Raw genomic sequence first — 21,591 nt, forward strand, 5'->3', positions numbered from 1 at the left:
TGACTCTTTGAAACTGGGGGGATGCTATCCCGAGTCGCAATTGCCCAAAAAATAGAAATGAGCGACGCGAGTATTCCCGGTGGTAATACCCCGCCCCGCGCGTCGTTGCGTGTCCCGCTGATCTAGGTCAGCAGGCCACCCGCTCATTCGCCCTGCTCATCTCCTCCACCAGGAAATCGATGAAGGCTCGGGTCTTCTGTGGCATGCGGCGGGACGAGGGGTAAACGGCGTTGATGCTGATGGGCGGCGCCTGCCATTTGCACAGCACCGCCACCAGCCGGCCGGCGGCCAAGGCTTCGTCGACGATGAAGCTCGGCAGCAGGGCGATGCCCATACCGGCCTCGGCGACCTGGGCGAGGAAGTCGCCGTTGTTGGCCTGTAGCGGACCATTCAACTGCACGCGCCGGGTCTCCTCGCCGTTGCTCAACGCCAGGCTGACGCCACTCTGCAGATAGCCGTAGCCAAGGAACGCATGATTGGCGAGGTCCTCCGGCGACTGCGGCATCCCGGCCTTTTCCAGGTAAGCGGGCGAGGCCACGAGATAGCGCGGCGCCGGCGCGATGCTACGCGCCACCATGGACGAGTCCGCCAGGCTGGCGATGCGGATGGTCACGTCGAAGCCGCCGCGCACCGGGTCCACCTGCTGGTCGCTGAGCACCAGCTGCAGTTCGATCTGCGGGTGCCGCTCATGGAACAGCGGGATCAGCGGCCCCAGCTTGCGCAGGCCAAAAGACATGGGCGCGTTCACCCGCAGTACCCCGCGCAACTCCCCTACCCCATCCCGTGCCCGCTGCTCGGCCTCGTCGAGGGCCGCCAGCAGGTCCCGCGCCGATTCGAAGTAGTCCGTTCCCGCTTCGGTCAGGTGCAGGCTGCGCGTGGTGCGCACCAGCAGTTGCACGCCAATGGCTTCCTCCAATGCCTGTACCTGCTTGCTCACGGTGGAGCGCGGCAGGTCCAGCGCTCGTGCCGCCGCAGCAAAGCCATTGCTGCGCACGGTTTCGATAAAGGCGCGCATGCACTCGACCCTGTCCATCAATGTCTCCAAATCAGAATCAATGAAGTTCAATTATGCCTAATTGTTTCTCTCAATGAGCGAGCACAAAATTCATCCCAAGTCGGAACCAAACAGCCTCCAGCGCGGAGGCACCGGCCAGGAAGAAAACCAAAAACCAACTGCTCCAAGGAGAAATGCCATGTCCATCCGCGAACTGCTGAACCCGACCAACTCCGCCCTGATCCTGATCGACCACCAGCCGCAAATGGCCTTCGGCGTGCAGTCCATCGACCGCCAGCAACTGAAGAACAACACCGTGGGCCTGGCCAAGAGCGCCAAGATCTTCAATGTCCCGACCATCCTCACCAGCGTCGAAACCGAAAGCTTCAGCGGCTACATCTGGCCGGAACTGCTGAGCGTGTTCCCGGATCAGCAGCCCATCGAACGCACCTCGATGAACTCCTGGGAAGACGAGAAATTCGTCGCCGCCGTGAAAGCCACCGGCCGCAAGAAACTGATCATGGCGGCACTCTGGACCGAAGTCTGCCTGACCTTCCCCGCCCTGGAAGCCATGGAAGCCGGCTACGAGGTGTACATCGTCACCGACGCTTCCGGCGGCACCTCCCAGGAAGCTCATGACATGTCGGTGCAACGCATGATCCAGGCCGGCGCCATCCCGGTGACCTGGCAGCAGGTCCTGCTCGAGTACCAGCGCGACTGGTCGAAGCGCGAAAGCTACGACGCCGTGATGGACCTGGTGCGCGAGCACAGCGGCGCCTACGGCATGGGCGTGGACTACGCCTACACCATGGTTCACAAGGCGCCCCAGCGTCAGGTGAAGTAAGCCTCAAGGCCGGAGGCGGCCAACGCCTCCGGCCTTCCTCCACGCCTTGCACGGAGCACCTCGCCATGACCACCGACGATATCGTCACCCTGCTGATCCGCCACCGGGTCCGCGAGGGCCGGGAACAGGAATACGAAGGCTGGCTGCGCCGCATCATCGACATCGCCAAGGGTTATCCCGGTCACCTCGGCATCGATGTGGTGCGGGATCGCAAAGATGGCCTGCATCTGTTCACCTGCGTCCTGCGCTTCGCCAGCACGTCCCAGCTCCAGGCCTGGCTGGACTCCACCGAGCGCCGCCTGCTGATTGAGGAAGTCAGCCACCTGCTGGCCGATGGCGACCAGGTGGAAATCAATCCCGAGCGGGAATTCTGGTTCACCCCGATGCCGGCCGACGTGCCGCAACCGCCCCGCTGGAAACAGGCCTGCATTACTTTCCTGGTAATCCTACCGCTGGCCCTGCTGGTGCCGCTGCTCTGGCAGCCGCTGTTCAAGCTGCAACCCTGGCTCGGGGGTTACGTGGCAAGCAACGTGGTGATTACCGCCAGCATCGTGCTGCTGGTTGTCTATCTTTTCATGCCGCCGGTGACACGTTTTTTCGCCGGCTGGCTGAACCGACCCTAAGTCCAAGGAGGGTTCCATGAGCGAAGACCCAACCAACAACAGCCGCCGCCAGTTCCTCGCCGCCAGCACTGTGCTGGGCGCCGCTGGCGCACTTTGGTCCGCACTGCCCTTCGCCGGCGCCGCCGGCTCCGCCCATGCCACCTCAGGGGGTTCCATGTCCGCTGACCTGATCCTGTTCAACGGCCGCTTCCACACGGTCGACCGCGAGAAACCCAACGCCAGCGCCGTGGCCATCAAGGACGGCCGCTTCCTCGCCGTCGGCACCGATGCCGAAGCCATGGCCCTGCGCGGCGACGCCACCCAGGTCATCGACCTCAAGCAGCGCACCGTCATCCCCGGCCTCAACGACTCGCACCTTCACCTGATCCGTGGTGGCCTCAACTACAACCTCGAACTGCGCTGGGAAGGTGTGCCCTCCCTGGCCGATGCCCTGCGCATGCTGAAAGACCAGGCTGACCGCACCCCGACGCCGCAGTGGGTACGGGTGGTCGGTGGCTGGAACGAATTCCAATTCGCCGAGAAGCGCATGCCGACCTTGGAGGAGATCAACCGCGCCGCACCGGACACCCCGGTGTTCCTCCTTCACCTGTACGACCGTGCGCTGCTCAACCGCGCCGCGCTGAAGGCGGTCGGCTACACCAAGGACACCCCCAATCCGCCCGGCGGCGAAATCCAGCGCGATGCCAACGGCAACCCCACCGGCATGCTGATCGCCCGACCCAACGCCACCATCCTCTACGCCACCCTGGCCAAGGGGCCGAAGCTGCCGCTGGAGTACCAGGTCAACTCCACCCGCCAGTTCATGCGCGAACTCAATCGCCTCGGCCTGACCAGCGCCATCGATGCCGGCGGCGGCTACCAGAACTACCCGGACGACTACCAGGTGATCCAGGAACTGGCCAACAAGGGCCAGCTGAGCGTGCGTATCGCCTACAACCTGTTCACCCAGAAGCCCAAGGAAGAGCTCACCGACTTCAAGAACTGGAGCAAGGTGGTCAAGCCGGGCGACGGCACCGACTTCTTCCGCCACAACGGCGCCGGCGAGATGCTGGTGTTCTCCGCCGCCGACTTCGAGGACTTCCTCGAACCGCGCCCGGACCTCGCACCGAGCATGGAGCAGGAGCTGGAGCCGGTGGTCCGCCATCTGGTGGAACAGCGCTGGCCGTTCCGCCTGCACGCCACCTACGACGAATCCATCTCGCGCATGCTCGACGTGTTCGAGAAGGTCAACCGCGACATCCCGTTCAACGGCCTGCCCTGGTTCTTCGATCACGCTGAAACCATCTCGCCGAAAAACATCGAGCGCGTCCGCGCCCTCGGCGGCGGCATCGCCATCCAGGACCGCATGGCGTTCCAGGGCGAGTACTTCGTCGACCGCTACGGCGCCAAGGCCGCCGAGAAGACCCCGCCGATCCAGCGCATGCTCGCCGAAGGCGTGCCGGTGGGCGCCGGCACCGACGCCACCCGTGTTTCCAGCTACAACCCTTGGACTTCGCTGTACTGGCTGGTCAGCGGCAGGACTGTTGGCGGCCTGGAGCTTTATCCACAGGGCCTGTCCCGCGCCACCGCCCTGGAACTGTTCACCCACGGCAGCGCCTGGTTCTCCAGCGAGCAGGGCAAGAAGGGACAGATCAAGGTGGGCCAGCTGGCCGATGTGGCGGCACTGTCGGCGGACTTTTTCAGCGTCGAGGAAGAAGCCATCAAGTGGATCGAGTCGGTGCTGACCATCGTCGATGGCAAGGTGGTTTACGCCGCCGGCGAGTTCGACAAGCTCGGCCCGCCGCAGGTCCCGGTGCTGCCCGAATGGTCGCCGGTGGCCAAGGTGCCCGGCCACTGGAAACCCGCCGCCCCGCTCGCCGCCCAGGTACACCAGTGCGTCGGCGCCTGCGCCGTGCACGCCCACAGCCACGAGCGGGCACGCCAGTCGAGTGTGCCGGTGAGTGATTTCCAGGGATTCTGGGGGGCGCTGGGGTGTTCGTGCTTCGCTTTCTGAGGCTGGACTTGTGGGGGGAATTCATTCCCCCTGCAATCCCGCAGGGCAGTCCTTCGGCCTGCTTGGCGATTGAAATCGCCCCCACAGGAAAAGCGGACCGAGTCCTGCCTCCATCCCGCAGCGGGCACCGTTACCTTGTGGGGGCGAATTCATTCGCTAAAGGGCAACACCGTTGCCCCCTGCAATTCCGTTGGGCAGTCCTTCGACCTGCTTGGCGATTGAAATCGCCCCTACAGGAAAAGCGAACCGCGCCCCCCGCACAAGGCCAATCCCCTTCACCCTCCCTCACATCATCCCGCTGTCCTTGAACGCCTCCGCCAGGAAGTCGATCAGGGTCCGTACCGAGGGCAACAGGCCGCGCCGGGACGGGAAAACGGCATGCACGATGCCAGTTCTCGGCGCCCAGTCAGGCGTTATCTGTACCAATCGGCCGCTGGCCAGTTCCTCGCGCACTACCACCCACGGAATATGCACCACCCCTACCCCCGCTTCGGCGGCCTGACGCAGCACCAGCAGATCATCGGTGACCAGGCGCGGGTGATGGCGCACGGCGGCGCTGGCGCCGTCGGGGCCATCCAACTGCCAGATGTACTCGCGCAAAGCTGCACCCCAGTGCAGGCTCGGTAGGCTCGCCAGGTCCGCAGGCACCAGGGGCTGTTGCAGGTTCTCCAGCAGTCTCGGGCTGGCCACGAGACTCTGGGTGCTATTGGCCAGGACTTTCATCACCAGGTCGGTGCTTTCCAACGGCGGGAAGCGCACCCGCAGGGCAATGTCGATGCCTTCCTGGATCAGGTCCACCTGGCGGTTGGTGCTCTCGATATGCAGTTCCACCAGCGGATAATCCACCATGAAGCGGGTCAGCATCGGCCCTACCCAGAAGTCCAGCAGCGCGGTGGGACAGCTGATTCGCACCACGCCCTGAGGTTCGGAACGATTGCGCTCGATCACCTCGGCGGCGCCCTCCGCCTCCACCATCATGGCCACGCAATGACGGTAATACTCCTGGCCGATCTCGGTGACCGAAAAATGCCGCGTCGAGCGCTGGATCAGCCGTACGCCCAGCCGCTCTTCGAGGTTGGCGATGCGGCGGCTGAGCTTGGACTTGGGCATGTCCAGCGCCCGTCCGGCCGGGGCGAAGCCGCCGTGCTCCACCACCTGGGCGAAGTAGTAGAGGTCGTTGAGGTCTTCCACCAGCGTTCTCCAAATAGGACTCTGAAGCCAATTTAGCCTGACTACCGGACCCAGTGTTGCAGTTTCAAGATGTGCCCATGCACTACAGGAGGCACACCATGAAAAAGATTCGCGGTATCTACACCAGCCCCAGGCCCCATTGGGTAGGCGACGGTTTCCCGGTTCGCACGCTGTTTTCCTACGACAGCCTGGGCAAGCACATCAGCCCCTTCCTGCTGCTGGATTACGCCGGCCCCGCCGAGTTCGCCCCTGCCGAACGTCCTCGCGGCGTCGGCCAGCATCCGCACCGGGGTTTCGAGACCGTGACCATCGTCTACCAGGGCGAACTGGAACACCGGGACTCCACCGGTGCCGGCGGACTGATCGGCCCCGGTGACGTGCAATGGATGACGGCGGCCTCGGGCATCCTCCATGAGGAGTTCCACTCCGAAGCCTTCACCCGCAGTGGCGGCACCCTGGAAATGGTCCAGCTCTGGGTCAACCTGCCGGCCCGCGACAAGCTGGCCGCACCGGGCTACCAGACGCTCCTCGACGCCGACATCCCCCATCTGCCCTTGCCGGACGCTGCCGGCAGCCTGCGCTTGATCGCTGGCGAGTTCGCCGGCAAGCGCGGTCCGGCACGCACCTTCACGGGGATGGATGTCTGGGACATCCGCCTGAACCGTGAGAAGCCGGTCAGTCTCAACCTCCGGCCCGGCCGCAACACCGCCCTGGTGGTACTGCGCGGCACCCTGTTGGTGAACGGCGAGGAACTGGTGCGTGAAGGCCAACTGGCGCTGTTCGAACAAGGCGGCGATGAGCTGCTGCTGGAGGCCAACGACCAGGCCCTGGTGTTGCTGCTTTCCGGCGAGCCCATCGACGAGCCGGTCGTCGGTTACGGCCCCTTCGTGATGAACAGCGAAGCCGAGATACGCCAGGCGATCCAGGACTTCCAGAACGGCCGTTTCGGCCACATGGACGACTGACGGTCACACGCCGGGCCGGGCGCCTGCCTAGTCTGGTCAATCCCCCACGACGGATTCGTGGGCCGGCGGGCAACCGCTTCGGCCAGGACGGCCATCACCCTGAGAAAGAGGTAAGACGCCATGAACAACTTTGCCCAGATCGCCAACTTCAACGGCCAGATCCCGAGGATCGACCCCGATGACGCCGCGATGCTGCTGATCGATCATCAGAGCGGGCTGTTCCAGACGGTCAAGGACATGCCCATGACCGAGCTGCGATCCAATGCCATCACCCTGGCCAAGGTCGCCACCCTCGCGAAGATGCCGGTGATCACCACCGCCTCCGTGCCCCAGGGGCCCAATGGACCATTGATTCCGGAGATCCACGAGGCCGCGCCCCACGCCCAATACGTGGCACGCAAGGGCGAGATCAACGCCTGGGACAATCCCGAGTTCGTGGCGGCGGTGGAAGCTACCGGCCGCAAGACCCTGATCATCGCCGGCACCATCACCAGCGTGTGCATGGCCTTCCCCAGCATCAGCGCGGTCAATGCCGGCTACCGGGTCTTCGCTGTCATCGACGCGTCAGGCACCTACTCCAAGATGGCCCAGGAAATCACCCTGGCGCGCGTCGTCCAGGCCGGTGTGGTGCCCATGGATACCGCCGCCGTCTGCTCCGAGGTGCAGCGCACCTGGAACCGCCCCGACGCCGCCGAGTGGGCCGCCGCCTATAGTCATGTATTCCCGCACTACCAACTGCTGATCGAGAGCTACGGAAAAGCCCAGCAGGTGGCCAAGGACAACGAAGTGCTGGATTCGCAACGCTGAGAAATTCCTGCGCCTGCCCCCACAAGGGCGGACGCTCAACCAAGCGAGGAAAATGCCATGTCTTTCCAATACAAGCGTCTGGACAAGAACAACGCCGCCGTGCTGCTGGTCGACCACCAGACCGGCCTGCTCTCCCTGGTACGGGACATCGACCCGGACAAGTTCAAGAACAACGTGCTGGCCCTGGGTGACCTGGCCAAGTACTTCAAGCTGCCGACCATCCTCACCACCAGCTTCGAAACCGGCCCCAACGGCCCGCTGGTACCCGAGCTGAAAGAGCAGTTCCCCGATGCGCCCTACATCGCCCGTCCCGGCAACATCAACGCCTGGGACAACGAGGACTTCGTCAAGGCAGTGAAGGCCACCGGCAAGAAGCAGCTGATCATCGCCGGCGTGGTGACCGAAGTCTGCGTGGCCTTCCCGGCGCTCTCGGCCCTTGAAGAAGGCTTCGACGTATTCGTCGTTGCCGACGCGTCCGGCACCTTCAATGAAGTGACCCGCGACGCCGCCTGGCGCCGGATGGAAGCTGCCGGGGCGCAGCTTATGACCTGGTTCGGCGTGGCCTGCGAGTTGCACCGTGACTGGCGCAACGATATCGAGGGCCTGGGTACCCTGTTCTCCAACCACATCCCCGACTACCGCAACCTGATCACCAGCTACACCACGCTCACGAAGTGAACCACCGGGGGGCCGCGTCGTATTGGCGCGGCTCCCTGCCCCGGTTCGCCGCTCTGCTCTAGAATGCCGCCCCCTTCAAGCAGCATGACTGAGGAGTGACCCATGTCCCATGACGGCAGCCTGCTGCAGGCAGCGGTGGTGTTCCTGTTCGCCGCCGTAATCACCGTCCCCCTGGCCAAGCGCCTTCAGCTTGGCGCTGTACTGGGCTACCTGCTGGCGGGGGTGCTGATCGGCCCTTCCGTGCTGGGCCTGGTCAACGATCCTCAAAGTGTCGCCCACGTGTCCGAACTCGGCGTGGTGCTGTTGCTGTTCATCATTGGCCTGGAGCTCTCGCCCCGCCGCCTCTGGGTGATGCGCCGCTCGGTGTTTGGCGCCGGCCTCGCCCAGGTCCTGCTTACCGCCCTGGCCATTGGCCTGGTGGCCTGGCTGGTGTTCGCCAAGAGCCTGAACACTGCAGCCGTCCTGGGTTTCGGCCTGGCACTTTCCTCCACGGCCTTCGGCCTGCAGATACTCGCCGAGCGCAAGGAACTGACCAGCCCCCACGGTCGCCTGGCCTTCGCCATCCTGCTGTTCCAGGACATCGCCGCCATCCCGTTGATCGCCCTGCTGCCGCTGCTCAGCGGTACTGGCCAGTTCGAAACGGAAGGCGTCGACCTGCATGACGTGTTGCTGGCAGTGGCCAGCATCGGTGCGGTGATCATCGGTGGTCGCTACCTGCTGCGACCGATATTCCGCACCGTGCTGAAAGCCGGACTGAAAGAGGTTTCCACCGCCACCTCGCTGCTGGTGGTGGTCGGCACTGCCTGGCTGATGGAACTGGCGGGCGTTTCCATGGCCCTTGGCGCTTTCATCGCCGGCCTGCTGCTGGCGGACTCCGAATACCGCCATGAGCTGGAAGCGCAGATCGAGCCCTTCAAGGGCCTGCTGCTGGGCCTGTTCTTCATGAGCGTGGGCATGAGCGCCGACCTCAGCCTGCTGCTGAACGAGCCGTTCGCGGTCATGGTGCTGACCGTCCTGCTGCTGATGGCAAAGCTGCCGCTGCTCTATCTGGTGGGGCGCTTCGCCGGCGGGCTGGAGCGCGCCAATGCGTTGCGCCTGGGCATCGTCCTGGCTGCAGGTGGCGAATTCGCCTTCGTGGTATTCAAGGTGGCTTTCGAGCAGGGCATGCTCGACGCCCGCCTGCACGGCCTGCTGGTGCTCAGCATCACCCTGTCCATGGCGGTCACGCCGCTGCTTGTGCTGGGCCTGTTCCGCCGCCTGGTCGTCGCGCCGGCACCGGTGGAAGTGCCGGACGAGTACCAGCACATCGAAAGCGACGCACCCCGCGTGGTGGTCGCCGGCATGGGCCGCATGGGCCAGATCATCGCCCGCGTGCTGCGCGCCCAGCAGGTTCCGTTCGTTGCCCTGGACACTGCGGTGGACATGATCGAATACGGCCGCAGCCTGGGCCGCATGCCCATCTACTACGGCGACCCGTTGCGGGCGGAAATCCTCCGTGCCGCCAAGGTGGACAAGGCCGAGTTTCTCATCATCGCCACCGATGATCCGGACACGAACCTGAAGATCACCGAACTGGTCAAGCGCCTCTACCCGCACGTCAAGGTGATCGCCCGCGCGCGCAACCGGCAGCATGTCCACCGCCTGCTCGACCTGGGCGCCGTGCCCGTGCGCGAAACCTTCCATTCCGCCCTGGAGATGAGCCGCCAGGCCCTGCTTGGCCTGGGTCTCGACGAGGAGCGAGCCAGCGCCCGCATTCGCCGTTTCCAGCGCCATGACGAGGAAGTCCTGACCGCCCAGCACAACGTCTATGACGACGACGCCGCCGTGGTCCAGACCGCCCGTGAAGCCCGTACGGAGCTGGAACACCTGTTCGACGCCGACCTGATCGAGGACAAGGCGGTGAAATAGCCGTCGGCGGCGTGGCCCGGTCGCCGGCGAACGGATCAGCTTTACTCAAGGCAGATTCAAGAGGGGGCCCCTGATGAACCGGAACGATCTGCGTCGCGTGGACCTGAACCTGCTGGTGGTCTTCGAGACCCTGATGTACGAGAAGAACCTGACTCGCGCATCGGAGAAACTCTTCCTCGGCCAGCCTGCGGTCAGCGCGGCGCTGGCCCGCTTGCGCGACCTCTTCGACGACCCGCTGCTGGTCCGCAACGGCCGCGTCTTCGAACCCACCAAGCGGGCACTGGAAATACTCGACGAACTGCAGCCGGCGCTGGACTCGATATCCAGCGCGGTCAGCCGGGCTAAGGAGTTCAATCCGTCCACCTATCGCAATACTTTCCGGATCGGCCTGTCGGACGACGTCGAGTTCGGCCTGTTTCCTCCCCTGATCCACCAGCTCCGCGAGGAGGCGCCCGACAGCATAGTGGTGGTGCGCCGGGTCAATTTCCTGCTCATGTCGGCGATGCTCGCCTCCGGGGAAATCTCGGTCGGCGTCAGCTACACCACGGAGCTGCCGGCCAATGCCAAGCGCAAGCGGCTGCGCAACCTGCGCTGCAAGATCCTCCGCGGCGACGACCGCCCCGGCGCACTCACCCTGGATGACTACTGCTCGCGCCCCCACGCGCTGGTGTCGTTCTCGGGCGACCTGACCGGGAACATCGACAACGACCTGGCTCGGGTTGGCCGCAGCCGTCGCGTGGTGCTGGCGGTGCCGCAGTTCAGCGGGCTGCGCTCAATCCTGGCGGGCACCGAAATGCTCGCCACCGTCCCCGACTATGCGGCGGATGCGCTGATCGAAGGATGCGGATTGCGCGCCGATGAGCCGCCCTTCCCCATCTTCACCTCCGAACTCTCCATGGTCTGGAGCAGCGGCACGGACAATGACCCCGCCGAACGCTGGCTGCGCGAACTGATCGTGCAGCACATGGCCGCGCCGGCGCTGCCCGATCAGCCCGCCGCGTAGAGGGGATGGGTTTCGCGCAGGAATACCGGGAGATCGGTGATCGGCGGCCGCGCGGGAATCTCGAAGTACATCTGGATCACGCTGCCACGGTGATAGGACGCGTGGTTGACCACGTGCATCAGCATGGCATCCGCAGTCATCACGCCGGGGTCCCCGGAACAGAAGACGAACTCCACGGGCGTGTTCAGCGATTCATCGGTCTGCGCGGCACTCCATGAGACGAACCAGTCGTTCATCGCGGCCTGTGCGGCACGGAGGTCGTCGAACTCGGGATAGGGCACTTCCAGGCGGGTCTTGTAGGGGTGCTGCCGGCGTTCCAGATGGGCGCGCCAGATGCAATCGATGACGTGGATATGGTTCAGGGTGCCAAGGATGCTCTTGCACAGGGTCACGCGTTCCTTGCCGACCTCGCCGGGCGGTAACCTCGCCAGGTCCTCGAAGAGCCGTTCATCGACCCACTGCTTGTAGTGGGCGAGCATCCTCGCCGTGGAGGCGTTGATCATCGGATGTGTCCTCCTGCTCGGAGTAAGGCCGACGGCAAGTACGACGGATCGACGGCCATCGGCGGCAGAAGGAGTGTAGGCCCGGCGGCAGTGCCCGGAATTCATTGGCCGACGGCTGGAAATGCCGGTCCGCTCCTGTTCCGGAACTGCCGCTGCGCCTACAGGGCCTCGCTACCGAAGTACAAAGTCAGCCATTAAGCCTGAACGCGAGCTATCCGCTTTCCCACCTTTGAGATACCGGTCGTCGCCTTTTGCCTTCTTTGATGAAGAGCCTGCTTGACGTCGATGGGGACTTGGATGAGGATTATTACATCGCACACGATTTAATCGCTAGCGATAACACATGAAATGACTCCATGAGGAAATGACCATGATCCATCTGACCCAAGCCAACCGTCAGTTCAACGAAATCGGCCTCCCCGGTGTACGCGTCGCCACCGTCTGGGGCGAAAATGGCAATGGTTCGGACTTCATCGAGTTCAAGGCCGGCACCCGCTTCCCGCTCCATGACCATGAAGGTCCGGAAGAAATCCTCATGCTGTCGGGCCGCATCCGCTTCGGCGAACTGGTGCTGTCGGCGGGCGACTACCTGCGGATCGGTTCCGGCGAAGAGCATGACGCAGAAGCACTCGAAGATTCCGTCTTCTTCCTTGCTCATATCGGCGGAGCGATAATCCGCGCCTGATCAGCCAAATTTGGGGATATATATCGCATACGATAACATCGCACTAATTAACATTCTGCTCAGTCCTTTAACAAGGAGACCCGCCATGATTCACCTCAGCCAAGCCACCCGCGAATTCACCGACTCCGGCCTCCCCGGCATCCGCGTAGCCACCGTCTGGGGCGAGAACGGCAATGGCTCGGACTTCATCGAGTTCAAGGCCGGCGCACACTTTCCGATTCACGATCACGAAGGCCCGGAGGAAATCCTCATGCTGTCCGGCCGCATCCGCTTCGGCGATCTGGTGCTGTCGGCGGGCGACTACCTGCGGATCGGTTCCGGCGAAGAGCATGACGCGGAAGCGCTTGAAGACTCCGTGTTCTTCCTTGCCCATATAGGTGGCGCAGTAATCAAGGAATGAGTCCGGCCATGACCCTGGCGAAACACCGCAGCAACCGCGCCCGCGCTATCGCGGGCGCTCTTTACGCCGCGCTTCGCGATGCCCTTGGTCAGGACTCGAATTCAGGACACTTCCGATGTTCTCGCATGCGATTTATAGTCCGGGCATTCGAGGAATCGGCGTTTGTCCAACGAGGAAGCAGATGAAATCCACCAGCAGCTCGACCCCGGCAAAACCGGCCCCGCTCTCAGACTTCCTGTGCTTCGCGGTGTATTCCGCGAACCTGGCCTTCGGCAAGGCCTACAAGCCGATTCTCGAGCAGCTCGGGCTGACCTATACGCAGTTCATCGCCATCGTCGCGCTATGGGACGAAGACAATCAGACCGTGGGCAGTCTGGGTGAAAAGCTCTTTCTGGAATCGAACACCCTCACGCCGATGCTGAAGAAGCTCGAGGGGATGGGCCTGGTCCAGCGCCAGCGCGATCCCGAGGACGAGCGCCAGGTGCGCGTCAGCCTGACCAAGGCAGGCAGGGACCTGCGCGAGCAAAGCGCGGAAACAGCCCTCAACGGAGCAACGGGCCTGGACTCGGATGAGTTCGTACGCATGCAACAGGCCGTCGTGGCCCTGCGCGACAACCTCCTCAAATCCTCCGGCAACCGCAAATGAGTCGCGCGCGTAGGTTGCGGCTGAGCTAAGCGAAGCCCAACGATTCCGGTCGGCTCCGAGTTGGGCTTCGATTCTCTCTTCCCAACCTACGTGGTCTTCCAAGTCACGGCGCGCCGAACATCATGGTCCAGTAGATGCCATTCTCGCTGCGGGTTTGCGCAGCGTAGGCCGCCCCGACTTGCGTGAAACGGGGATTCATCAGATTGGCGCAATGGCCAGGGCTCGCCAGCCAGCTGTCCATGGCCGCACGGGGTGAACCCTGCCCGGCAGCGATGTTCTCGCCGACTTGTTTTCCCCGATAGCCCGCCGACCGCGCCCGGTCGAATGGCGAATCCCCATTGGGATCGTTGTGGGAGAAATAGTCGCGCTCGGCCATCGAGCGGCTGTGCCGCTGGGCGGCACTGCCGAGGGCGGAGCTCCAGGCGAGAGGGCGCGCGGCGGCGAAGCGCTTGCCGCCGCACATACGCGGCTTGGCCCGCGCCGCGTTGACCTGCGCCAGCAGCGCCTGGCCCGCCGAGCGAGCATCCCCGAGCTGGGCGCTGACCATGGGTCGGGCCAGTACCAGGCGCCACTGATTGCCGCTGCGACTGATACCGACATCGGTCACCTTCGGGTCCATCAGGTCCTCGCAGTAGTCATCGCGGAGCATGTCGAAGGCCAGGCCGGCATTGCGCGCCCCGGACAAGCGGATGCTCCGTACCTCACCGGCCTGGTAGCCCGCATCGCGCAGCCCCCGACGCAGTTCACCGGAGTACCCCACTGGCAGGGCCAGGTTCGATTTCAGGGCCAGGGCTGGCGCCGCACGGACGTTGCTCCACCCGCAGCGTTGGTTGTGGGTCCGGTAGTAGTTGATCTCTGCCAGCAGTTGACGCTCATCGCCCGCCTGGGCGACGTGGGTGAACAGGGACAGCAGGGCCAGTGGCAAGGATGGAAGCAGACGAAGGGATCGATGAATTGGGCGCATGAAGGGCGTGCAGGCGAGTCGTTGTGATTCGGGCTGCCGTATGACTGCGCCGCCCGACGCTGGTTCGGGAGGTCGTGGAAAAAATCAGTAGCCTGTCTGGCCAGGGCTAAAGCTGCGCCACATGCCCCTCGGCGCGGCGATGAGCCTTCAGATGCGGTAGCACCGCCGACAACAGCGGCTCCTTGAAGGCCTCCTGGAAGCGGTGCGCCAGACCCGGAATCAGCTTCAGTTCCGACCCCTTGATATGGGCCGCTACATGCACGCCGTGCATGACCGGCAGCAGCGGATCGGCCGTGCCGTGTACCACCAGCGTGGGCACCTGCAGGCGATTGAGCATGTCGACCCGGCTGGGCTCGGCGAGAATCGCCAGCATCTGCCGCTGCACGCCTTCGGGATTGAAGGAACGGTCATAGGCGCGGGCGGCCTGCTCCAGCAACTGCCCGCGATCATCGCTGATATCGGGACTGCCCAACGCACCCAGCAGGTCGGCCTGTTGCTCGATCGCCACTTCGCGGCTCGGCGCCTCGCGCCGGGCAAGCAGTTCCAAGAGCGCGGAACTGGGCGCCGGCAAGCCCTGGGCGCCGGAGCTGGTCATGATCAAGGTCAGACTGAGTACCCGCTGCGGAGCGAGGTCGGCCAGGTGCTGGGCAATCATCCCGCCCATGCTGGCACCCAGTATGTGAGCCTGTTGAATGTGCAGGGCATCCAGCAGATGCAGGGAATCGCGGGCCATGTCGCGCAGGCCATACGGCGCTGAAACCGGCAAGCCGAGGCGATAGCGCACCGCTTCGTAAGCCAGGTTCGCCGAGGGCGCGGGGCCGATCCAGGCCGACAACCCGACATCGCGATTGTCGAAGCGGATCACCCGGAAACCGCTTTCGCACAGGCGCTGCACCACTTCATCCGGCCAGTGGATCAGTTGCCCGCCCAGCCCCATGATCAGCAGCAACGCCGGGTCCCGCTCACGCCCCACGCTCTGATACGCCAGACGCACTTCGCCCAGGTCGACGGTTTCCGTCGGCACGGCAACATCGCAGCGAGCGTTGGCGATAGCAAAGGAAGGCAGCCCGCAGACAAGCGCGGCGAGCAGGATCAGCACACGCATGATGGAAATCCAGAACGCAAAACCCCAGTTGAACGCGATTCTGATGAATTCCTGTCGTTCGCTCTGCCACAAAACCGTGACAGTTTCATGACGAGCGCCGAACGGTCGTTGCCCTGCTTCGTCTGCTTGGTTTCAGGCCAGTGAGAGCTTCAGGATGATCTGTGCCTCTCCGGCGCGAGTCACCCCTCGCCCTCTGGGAGAGGGGCGGGGGGTGAGGGTTGCGTCAGCGGGTACGGATATTTTGGATGAGCAGAGCAGCTTTCGCCCTACACCTCAGACTCCCACCTGCCGCACCGGCGCATGGCTGCGCTGGGCGCTCTCCCAGTTGGCGGCCAGCCCCACCGGCACATCCTCGGCCGCCAGGGTCCGGCGACCGCGCACCAGGTCCGAGGCGCGTTCGGCGAGCATGATGGTCGGCGCGTTGAGGTTGCCATTGGGCTCGGTGGGGAAGACCGACGAATCGATCACCCGCAAGCCCTGGATGCCTCGCACGCGCAGTTCGGAATCCACCACCGCCATGTCGTCCTCACCCATGCGGCAAGAACCGCAGGGGTGCATGGTGCTTTCCATGCTGGCACGCACGAAGGCGTCGATTTCCTCGTCCGTCTGCACGTTCGGGCCGGGCGCCAGCTCGACGCCACGGTAACGGTCCATGGCTGGCTGGCCGATGATCTCGCGGGTCAGGCGCACGCAGCGGCGGAAGCCCTCGCGGTCCTCTTCGCTCTCCAGGTAGTTGAAGCGGATTTCCGGGTGCTGGTAGGGGTCGGCCGAAAGGGCGCGGACATGGCCACGGCTCTTCGGTTTGTTGGGGCCGGTGAGGATCATGAAGCCATGGCCCTTGAACGGTTTGTCACCGTCGTAGCGCATCGCTGCTGGCAGGAAGTGGAACTGGATGTCCGGCCAGCGCAGCCCCTGCTCGGAGCGGATGAAGCCGCCGGCCTCGAAGTGGTTGCTGGCGCCCAGGCCATCCTTGAACAGCAGCCAGCGCAGTCCGATCAGTGCCTTGCCCAGCAGCCCCATCTTGCCGTTGAGGGTGATGGGCTCCTTGCATTCGTACTGGATGTAGATTTCCGAGTGGTCCTGAAGGTTTTCGCCGACGCCCGGCAGATCGTGGCGAACCTCGATGCCCGCCTTCTTCAGCACTTCCTGCGGGCCGATGCCGGAACGCTGCAGCAAATGCGGCGATCCGATCGGGCCCGAAGACACCAGCACCTCGCGGTTGCAATACACGGTGTGGGTCTGGCCGCCCTGGTCGTACTCCACGCCCACCGCCCGCTTGCCATCCAGCAGGATGCGGCGGGTCATGGCGTGGGTGACCACGGTCAGGTTGGGGCGCTCCATGGCCGGACGCAGGTAGGCATTGGCGGTGGACCAGCGCACACCATCCTTCACGGTCATGTGCATGGCGCCGAAGCCTTCCTGCATGTAGCCGTTGCAATCCTCGGTCTTGATGTATCCGGCCTCGGCACCCGCCTCGACCCAGGCGCCGTACAGGGGGTTCTGCATGTTGTTGCCGTTGTTGGTGGACAGCGGGCCGCTGGCACCCCGGTAATCATCGCCGCCGAACTTGAAGGTCTCCGCACGCTTGAAGTACGGCAGGCAGTTCCGGTAGCTCCAGTTCTTTGCCCCGAGGTTTTCCCATTCGTCGAAGTCGTAGGCATGGCCACGGATGTAGACAAGGCCGTTGATCGAGGACGAACCGCCCAGCACCTTGCCGCGCGGGCAGTGCAGGCGGCGGCCATCCAGGTGCGGCTCGGCCACGGTCTCGTAGCGCCAGTTGTACTTCTTGGTGTTCATCGGGATGGAGAAGGCGCTGGGCATCTGGATCAGCACGCTGCGGTCGCTACCGCCGAATTCCAGGACCAGTACGGAGGTGCCGGCATCCTCGGTCAGGCGGTTGGCCAGGACGCAGCCAGCCGAACCCGCGCCGATGATGATGTAGTCGTATCGCTTATTCATTGCTGTAGCCCTTTGCGGTGAGGCCCAGGGCCTCGGTGTTGCGTTCGTTTCCCTTTGGGTACGCGCCCCAGCCCATACGGGTGGCCAGCACGCGGGTCAGCACGTAGTGGACCAGTCCGGCCAGCAGGCAGGACGGCAGGGAAGCGGTGGCGAACGTGAAGAAGGTGGTGTTGGCCAGGGTCTGCGGGTTGAACACCACCACGTAGATGGCGAAGCCGGCGACCAATGCAACCACGGCTGCCGGGTTGAAGCCGTGCCAGAAATGGAATGGCGCGTTCGCTCCGTGGGCGTACAGGTGGCGCAGGTTCAGGCGCTGGCGGCGCAGGAAGAAGTAGTCGGCGATGCCGATGCCTGCCAGGGCGCTGTTCAGGGCCGAGGTCCACACCAGGAAGATGAAGAAGCCGTCGTAGATGCCTGGCGCGAACAGCACGATCAACCCTGGCGCTACGCAGAACAGCACCACCAGCCATTCCCAACTGAACTCCCGCAGCTTCTGTCCCGCCAGTTGGCGCAGACCGACGATGGAGGTGTAGAGGATGTTCACCATGCTGGTGACGTTGGCGAAGGCCACGAAGCCCAGGGCGATGACGCCGAAGGTCAGGCCGCCGATCCGGGTCATCCACACCGTGGGATCGCTGTCACCCAGCGCGGCGGCAGCCAGCAGGCCCACCACTTCACCGAGGGCGGCAGCGGCGAAGATGCCGATGATGTTCGGCCAGTAGGCGGTCCGCTGGTTCTTCGAAAGGCGCGCCAGGTTGCCCACATAGGGCCACCAGGAGAAGCCCGCCGCCATGTTCACCTCGACGGCGATCATGAAGTTGACGCGCTTGTCGTCGAAGGGCGCATCCAGCGCGGGCATGGCCATCAGTTCGGAGAAGGAATGCTCGCTGAGGATCATGTAGAACATCACGCCCATGATCACGACCAGGGCCGGCGCCACGATGGTGTTGAACACCTTGATCGAGGTGGGTCCCTTGGCGACCACGAAGCCGGTCAGCACCACGGCGAAGAAGCCTGATGCCAGTACCAGCCAGCCGTTGGCATCGGTCTTGTGCTCCGAGACCAGGGCGCTGAGGCCGTCGATGGAGCGGCCGAACATCAGCCCCAGCACCGCCAGCCAGCCCATGGTGAGGAACACCACTGCCAGCACGTAGACCATCCGGCTGCCGTTGGTGCCGAACATGCTGCGCAGGAAGGTGAACTGCTCGGTGCCGTACTTACCGCAAGGCACGCAGGTGGCGAAGGTGGTCAGCAACACCCCGAGGATGTTGCCGATGACGATGGCGGCGATGCCCTGCATCGGCCCGACAAAAAGCGCCGTCGCACCACCGATGAGGAAGGCCCAGGTGGCGATGGCCAGGGCCGAGTTGGCGTAGGTGAATTCCCAGAAGCCCCACATACGTTCCGAGGGGAGGAGCGGCGTATCGCCCCGCTCGGCTTCCAGGCTGTGATTGACGGGTTCGTGATGGGTCATGGCTTAGTACCCCCAGAGGTAGAAGCCGACGACCAGGACCAGCGTCATCAGGATGGTTGCGATGTAGTCGACGGCGTTCAACGCCCCCGGCCACTCCTTGCTTGATTCCAGTTGTTCGTAGACGCGTATGCGTCTTTCCAGCTCTTGCGCACGCTCTATATCGGGTTGGCTGTTCATCTGGGCATCACCTCAATGGGTTCTTGTTCTTGAAATTCGATGCATCCCGGCCAATCAGGACCGTCGCCCGAAGGCGACGGTTATTTCCGCCCAGCTCCTCAGGGCAGTGTGATCCACACGGCTTTGGTTTCCAGCAGGTATTCCAGCTGTTCCGACCCGAGGTCCTTGCCGTAGCCCGACTGTTTGTAGCCGCCGAAGGGCATGGAGGGGTCGAGGGTGCTGTGGGCATTGACGTAGACGGTGCCCGCACGCAAGCGCGGGATCAGGCTGTGGACCCGCCCGAGGTCGTTGGAATAGAGCGCTGCGGCCAGGCCGAAGAGCGAATCGTTGGCCAGGGCCAGCGCCTCTTCTTCATCGTCGAAGGGCGCGGTCACCAGCACCGGGCCGAAGATTTCCTCCTGGACGACGCGCATGTCATTGCGGCAGTTGGCGAAGACGGTCGGCTGGACGTAGAAGCCGGGGCCGTCGACCGGCTTGCCGCCGTAATACAGCTCCGCACCTTCCGCCTTGCCGGTCTCGATGTACTCCAGCACGCGCTGCTGTTGCTGGCGCGACACCATCGGGCTGATGAAGCAGTCCGGGTCCAGGCCGGGGGCGATCTTCAGTGTTGCGGTGTAGTCCGCCAGTTCACGCAGGAACTCGGCGTACACGCTGCGATGGACATAGGCACGGGTGCCGGCATCGCAGACCTGGCCGGAGTTGAAGAACACGCCGTTGGCCACTGCCTGGGCCGCCGCCTTGATATCGGCGTCGGCGAAGACGATCACCGGCGACTTGCCGCCCAGTTCCAGGGTCAGTCGCTTCATCTGGTCCATGGCCGACTTGCCGACGGAGCAACCCACCGGCGTCGATCCGGTGAAGCTCAGCTTGTCGATGCCCGGATGGCTGGACATGGCCGAACCGACCACGCTGCCGCGCCCGGTGACGATGTTCACCACACCATCGGGAATACCGGCTTCCTGTACCAGCTCGGCAAAACGCAGGGCCGACAGAGAGGTCAGCTCAGCAGGCTTGACCACCACCGTGCAGCCCACTGCCAGCGCGGCGCCGAGCTTCCAGGCCATGGTCTGCAGCGGGAAGTTCCAGGGCACGATGACGCCCACCACGCCGACCGGCTCCTTGCGGGTATAGGCCAGGTAATTGCCGGGCAGCGACGGTTCTACGGTGCGTCCGTGGATCTTGCTGGCCCAACCGGCAAAGTAACGGAAGGTGTCGATGGTGCCCTGGATATCCACCGCACGCGCCTGGGCGACTGACTTGCCCATGTCGATGGATTCGATCTCCGCCAGTTCATCGGCGTTGGCTTCGATCAGGTCGGCCAGGCCATGCAGCAGGCGCTCACGCTCCAGCGGTTTGAGCTGGCTCCAGGCACCGCCGTCGAACTGCGCGCGGGCAGCTTGCACCGCCTGGTCCAGGTCCTGCGCAGTGCCCATGGGAATGCGGGTGAGCACGGTGCCGGTAGACGGCTCGATCACCTCGGCGGTATCAGCCGATTCCAGCCAGGTACCGTTGACGAACATTTTCTGGGACTTGCCGAGGAAACTCTGGGTCGCCTCGGATACACCGAATTTCTGCAAATACTCTTTTACTTTGATGTCCACTCTCTGTTCCTCCAGACCTGTCAGCGGTTACGGGCGCGTTCGTGGAAGATGAAGCCGATGCTGTTCATCAGCAGTTGCGCCGCGAGGATCGAGGTGGCGCCAGTGGGGTCGTAGGCCGGTGCAACTTCCACCAGGTCCATGCCGACGACGCGGCCCTGGCTGCGCTTGGCCAGCGCCTGGATGATTTCGAGCACTTCGTAGTAGAGGAAGCCGCCATGGCTGGGGGTGCCGGTGCCGGGGGCGATGGACGGGTCGAAACCGTCGATATCGATGGTGATGTAGTAGTCCAGGCCTTCCGGGATCATCGCCATGACACCTTCGGTGCCCAGGCGGCGCACGTCGCGCACCGACAGGATCTGCGAACCGGCGGCGCGGGCCGCGTCGTAGTCATCGCGGTTGGAGGAAGACACGTTGCGGATACCCATCTGGGTCATGCCGACGATGTGGTCCAGCTCGGAAGCGCGGCGCAGCGGGTTGCCGTGGCCGTAGCGCACGCCGTGGCGCTCATCGACGAAGTCCAGGTGAGCATCGAAATGCACGATATGGATGGGGGCGTGGCCCTCGTAGGCCTTGATCACCGGGGCATGGATCGAATGGTCACCGCCCAGCACCACCGGCATGGCACCGGATTCGAGGATCTTGCGTACGGCGAATTCGATGTTGTCGTTGCTGGAGGCCATGTCGGTGTGGACGATGTCCGCATCGCCGACGTCCACCATGGTCACCTGGTCCTGGGTCAGGTAAAGGGCGTCGTCTTCATGGTCGTAGGCGCCGGAATGGCCGAAGGAAAACAGCGTGGAGGCTTCGCGAATGCTGCGCGGTCCGAAGCGTGCCCCGGAGCGCCACTGGGTGCCCATGTCATTGGGCGCGCCGAGCACGGCGACGTCCGCGTTGATGGCATCCCAATCGGTGCAGATCGGGGATTTGGCAAACGTGCAGTGACCTACGAAAGGCAGGTTCAGCCGCCCGGACTCATATGCATTCTTCGACATAGTCGCGCGCCTCGCTTTTTTGTTTTCAGTGGTCGGCGAACCGGCTTCGAATTCGCCGTTGCAGCGAATATGTGCGCAG

Annotated in this window: 21 protein-coding genes; 11 read left to right on the plus strand and 10 right to left on the minus strand. The window is 64.0% G+C overall.

Annotated elements, in window-relative coordinates; translation table 11 throughout:
- Positions 1-127 precede the first annotated feature (127 nt).
- Positions 128-1,033: a LysR family transcriptional regulator gene (locus DM872_RS10170; protein WP_179059367.1), complete on the minus strand. Its 906-nt coding sequence runs from the start codon at positions 1,031-1,033 to the stop codon at positions 128-130.
- 160 nt (positions 1,034-1,193) lie between these two features.
- Between DM872_RS10170 and DM872_RS10175 the strand changes: the two genes are divergently transcribed.
- From DM872_RS10175 to DM872_RS10185, 3 genes are all read left to right on the plus strand, one after another.
- A complete protein-coding gene (locus DM872_RS10175; RefSeq protein ID WP_179059368.1) occupies positions 1,194-1,838 on the plus strand; it encodes a hydrolase in 645 nt (214 codons plus the stop codon).
- Positions 1,839-1,903: 65 nt separating this feature from the next.
- Entirely contained in the window at positions 1,904-2,461 is a 558-nt protein-coding gene (locus DM872_RS10180; RefSeq protein WP_179059369.1) for an antibiotic biosynthesis monooxygenase, read from the plus strand.
- 154 nt (positions 2,462-2,615) lie between these two features.
- Entirely contained in the window at positions 2,616-4,454 is a 1,839-nt protein-coding gene (locus DM872_RS10185; RefSeq protein ID WP_179059395.1) for an amidohydrolase, read from the plus strand.
- A 285-nt stretch (positions 4,455-4,739) separates the two neighbouring features.
- Here the strand turns inward: DM872_RS10185 and DM872_RS10190 are convergent, their stop codons facing one another.
- Positions 4,740-5,648: a LysR family transcriptional regulator gene (locus tag DM872_RS10190; RefSeq protein WP_179059396.1), complete on the minus strand. Its 909-nt coding sequence runs from the start codon at positions 5,646-5,648 to the stop codon at positions 4,740-4,742.
- Between the two features lie 95 nt (positions 5,649-5,743).
- On the opposite strand from DM872_RS10190, the gene DM872_RS10195 reads away from it, so the two are divergent.
- The 5 genes from DM872_RS10195 to DM872_RS10215 all read left to right on the plus strand — a co-directional run bounded on the left by DM872_RS10195 (position 5,744) and on the right by DM872_RS10215 (position 11,006).
- Entirely contained in the window at positions 5,744-6,610 is an 867-nt protein-coding gene (locus DM872_RS10195; RefSeq protein WP_179059370.1) for a pirin family protein, read from the plus strand.
- A 120-nt stretch (positions 6,611-6,730) separates the two neighbouring features.
- The gene (locus DM872_RS10200) at positions 6,731-7,417 is read left to right on the plus strand and encodes a hydrolase (RefSeq protein WP_179059371.1); all 687 of its coding nucleotides are present in this window, start codon (positions 6,731-6,733) and stop codon (positions 7,415-7,417) included.
- A gap of 57 nt (positions 7,418-7,474) precedes the next feature.
- On the plus strand, positions 7,475-8,095 hold the full coding sequence (gene ycaC / locus DM872_RS10205) for an isochorismate family cysteine hydrolase YcaC (protein WP_077526873.1): 621 nt from the start codon (positions 7,475-7,477) through the stop codon (positions 8,093-8,095).
- A 102-nt stretch (positions 8,096-8,197) separates the two neighbouring features.
- A complete protein-coding gene (locus DM872_RS10210) occupies positions 8,198-10,003 on the plus strand; it encodes a monovalent cation:proton antiporter-2 (CPA2) family protein (protein WP_179059372.1) in 1,806 nt (601 codons plus the stop codon).
- Between the two features lie 73 nt (positions 10,004-10,076).
- Entirely contained in the window at positions 10,077-11,006 is a 930-nt protein-coding gene (locus tag DM872_RS10215; RefSeq protein ID WP_179059373.1) for a LysR family transcriptional regulator, read from the plus strand.
- Here the strand turns inward: DM872_RS10215 and DM872_RS10220 are convergent.
- Positions 10,991-11,509, minus strand: coding sequence for a DinB family protein (locus DM872_RS10220; RefSeq protein WP_179059374.1), 519 nt, complete (start codon positions 11,507-11,509; stop codon positions 10,991-10,993). The genes DM872_RS10215 and DM872_RS10220 overlap by 16 nt on opposite strands.
- Before the next feature lie 370 nt (positions 11,510-11,879).
- On the opposite strand from DM872_RS10220, the gene DM872_RS10225 reads away from it, so the two are divergent.
- From DM872_RS10225 to DM872_RS10235, 3 genes are all read left to right on the plus strand, one after another.
- Positions 11,880-12,194: a cupin domain-containing protein gene (locus DM872_RS10225; protein WP_179059375.1), complete on the plus strand. Its 315-nt coding sequence runs from the start codon at positions 11,880-11,882 to the stop codon at positions 12,192-12,194.
- Between the two features lie 85 nt (positions 12,195-12,279).
- Positions 12,280-12,594: a cupin domain-containing protein gene (locus DM872_RS10230; protein ID WP_179059376.1), complete on the plus strand. Its 315-nt coding sequence runs from the start codon at positions 12,280-12,282 to the stop codon at positions 12,592-12,594.
- 181 nt (positions 12,595-12,775) lie between these two features.
- Positions 12,776-13,240, plus strand: a complete 465-nt coding sequence (locus DM872_RS10235; protein ID WP_179059377.1) for a MarR family winged helix-turn-helix transcriptional regulator — start codon at positions 12,776-12,778, stop codon at positions 13,238-13,240.
- 103 nt (positions 13,241-13,343) lie between these two features.
- On the opposite strand, the gene DM872_RS10240 is transcribed toward DM872_RS10235, so the two are convergent.
- The 7 genes from DM872_RS10240 to speB all read right to left on the minus strand — a co-directional run bounded on the left by DM872_RS10240 (position 13,344) and on the right by speB (position 21,512).
- Positions 13,344-14,204 carry a CAP domain-containing protein gene (locus DM872_RS10240; RefSeq protein ID WP_179059378.1) on the minus strand — a complete coding sequence of 287 codons (861 nt, stop codon included), beginning with the start codon at positions 14,202-14,204 and terminating at the stop codon, positions 13,344-13,346.
- Positions 14,205-14,310: 106 nt separating this feature from the next.
- On the minus strand, positions 14,311-15,309 hold the full coding sequence (locus DM872_RS10245; RefSeq protein ID WP_179059379.1) for an alpha/beta fold hydrolase: 999 nt from the start codon (positions 15,307-15,309) through the stop codon (positions 14,311-14,313).
- Between the two features lie 273 nt (positions 15,310-15,582).
- Positions 15,583-17,268: a choline dehydrogenase gene (gene betA / locus DM872_RS10250; RefSeq protein WP_179059380.1), complete on the minus strand. Its 1,686-nt coding sequence runs from the start codon at positions 17,266-17,268 to the stop codon at positions 15,583-15,585.
- Positions 17,261-18,742, minus strand: a complete 1,482-nt coding sequence (locus DM872_RS10255) for a purine-cytosine permease family protein (RefSeq protein WP_179059381.1) — start codon at positions 18,740-18,742, stop codon at positions 17,261-17,263. Before DM872_RS10255 ends, betA begins: the two co-directional genes overlap by 8 nt.
- A gap of 3 nt (positions 18,743-18,745) precedes the next feature.
- Positions 18,746-18,919, minus strand: coding sequence for a hypothetical protein (locus tag DM872_RS10260; protein ID WP_179059382.1), 174 nt, complete (start codon positions 18,917-18,919; stop codon positions 18,746-18,748).
- Positions 18,920-19,017: 98 nt separating this feature from the next.
- Complete coding sequence (locus DM872_RS10265; RefSeq protein ID WP_179059383.1) at positions 19,018-20,520, minus strand: aldehyde dehydrogenase family protein; 1,503 nt, start codon at positions 20,518-20,520, stop codon at positions 19,018-19,020.
- A 20-nt stretch (positions 20,521-20,540) separates the two neighbouring features.
- Positions 20,541-21,512: an agmatinase gene (speB, locus tag DM872_RS10270; protein ID WP_179059384.1), complete on the minus strand. Its 972-nt coding sequence runs from the start codon at positions 21,510-21,512 to the stop codon at positions 20,541-20,543.
- Positions 21,513-21,591: the final 79 nt, after the last annotated feature.

This window comes from Pseudomonas taiwanensis, assembly GCF_013393345.1.
GTDB lineage: Bacteria > Pseudomonadota > Gammaproteobacteria > Pseudomonadales > Pseudomonadaceae > Metapseudomonas > Metapseudomonas resinovorans_C.

What these genes read in the sequence shown, in the direction of transcription:
- speB (WP_179059384.1), bottom strand. Translation starts at nt 21,512, where the DNA reads ATGTCGAAGAATGCATATGAGTCCGGGCGGCTGAACCTGCCTTTCGTA.
- DM872_RS10260 (WP_179059382.1), bottom strand. Translation starts at nt 18,919, where the DNA reads ATGAACAGCCAACCCGATATAGAGCGTGCGCAAGAGCTGGAAAGACGC.
- ycaC (WP_077526873.1), top strand. Translation starts at nt 7,475, where the DNA reads ATGTCTTTCCAATACAAGCGTCTGGACAAGAACAACGCCGCCGTGCTG.
- betA (WP_179059380.1), bottom strand. Translation starts at nt 17,268, where the DNA reads ATGAATAAGCGATACGACTACATCATCATCGGCGCGGGTTCGGCTGGC.
- DM872_RS10230 (WP_179059376.1), top strand. Translation starts at nt 12,280, where the DNA reads ATGATTCACCTCAGCCAAGCCACCCGCGAATTCACCGACTCCGGCCTC.
- DM872_RS10215 (WP_179059373.1), top strand. Translation starts at nt 10,077, where the DNA reads ATGAACCGGAACGATCTGCGTCGCGTGGACCTGAACCTGCTGGTGGTC.
- DM872_RS10235 (WP_179059377.1), top strand. Translation starts at nt 12,776, where the DNA reads ATGAAATCCACCAGCAGCTCGACCCCGGCAAAACCGGCCCCGCTCTCA.
- DM872_RS10240 (WP_179059378.1), bottom strand. Translation starts at nt 14,204, where the DNA reads ATGCGCCCAATTCATCGATCCCTTCGTCTGCTTCCATCCTTGCCACTG.
- DM872_RS10200 (WP_179059371.1), top strand. Translation starts at nt 6,731, where the DNA reads ATGAACAACTTTGCCCAGATCGCCAACTTCAACGGCCAGATCCCGAGG.
- DM872_RS10210 (WP_179059372.1), top strand. Translation starts at nt 8,198, where the DNA reads ATGTCCCATGACGGCAGCCTGCTGCAGGCAGCGGTGGTGTTCCTGTTC.
- DM872_RS10175 (WP_179059368.1), top strand. Translation starts at nt 1,194, where the DNA reads ATGTCCATCCGCGAACTGCTGAACCCGACCAACTCCGCCCTGATCCTG.
- DM872_RS10225 (WP_179059375.1), top strand. Translation starts at nt 11,880, where the DNA reads ATGATCCATCTGACCCAAGCCAACCGTCAGTTCAACGAAATCGGCCTC.
- DM872_RS10185 (WP_179059395.1), top strand. Translation starts at nt 2,616, where the DNA reads ATGTCCGCTGACCTGATCCTGTTCAACGGCCGCTTCCACACGGTCGAC.
- DM872_RS10245 (WP_179059379.1), bottom strand. Translation starts at nt 15,309, where the DNA reads ATGCGTGTGCTGATCCTGCTCGCCGCGCTTGTCTGCGGGCTGCCTTCC.
- DM872_RS10220 (WP_179059374.1), bottom strand. Translation starts at nt 11,509, where the DNA reads ATGATCAACGCCTCCACGGCGAGGATGCTCGCCCACTACAAGCAGTGG.
- DM872_RS10180 (WP_179059369.1), top strand. Translation starts at nt 1,904, where the DNA reads ATGACCACCGACGATATCGTCACCCTGCTGATCCGCCACCGGGTCCGC.
- DM872_RS10255 (WP_179059381.1), bottom strand. Translation starts at nt 18,742, where the DNA reads ATGACCCATCACGAACCCGTCAATCACAGCCTGGAAGCCGAGCGGGGC.
- DM872_RS10170 (WP_179059367.1), bottom strand. Translation starts at nt 1,033, where the DNA reads ATGGACAGGGTCGAGTGCATGCGCGCCTTTATCGAAACCGTGCGCAGC.
- DM872_RS10195 (WP_179059370.1), top strand. Translation starts at nt 5,744, where the DNA reads ATGAAAAAGATTCGCGGTATCTACACCAGCCCCAGGCCCCATTGGGTA.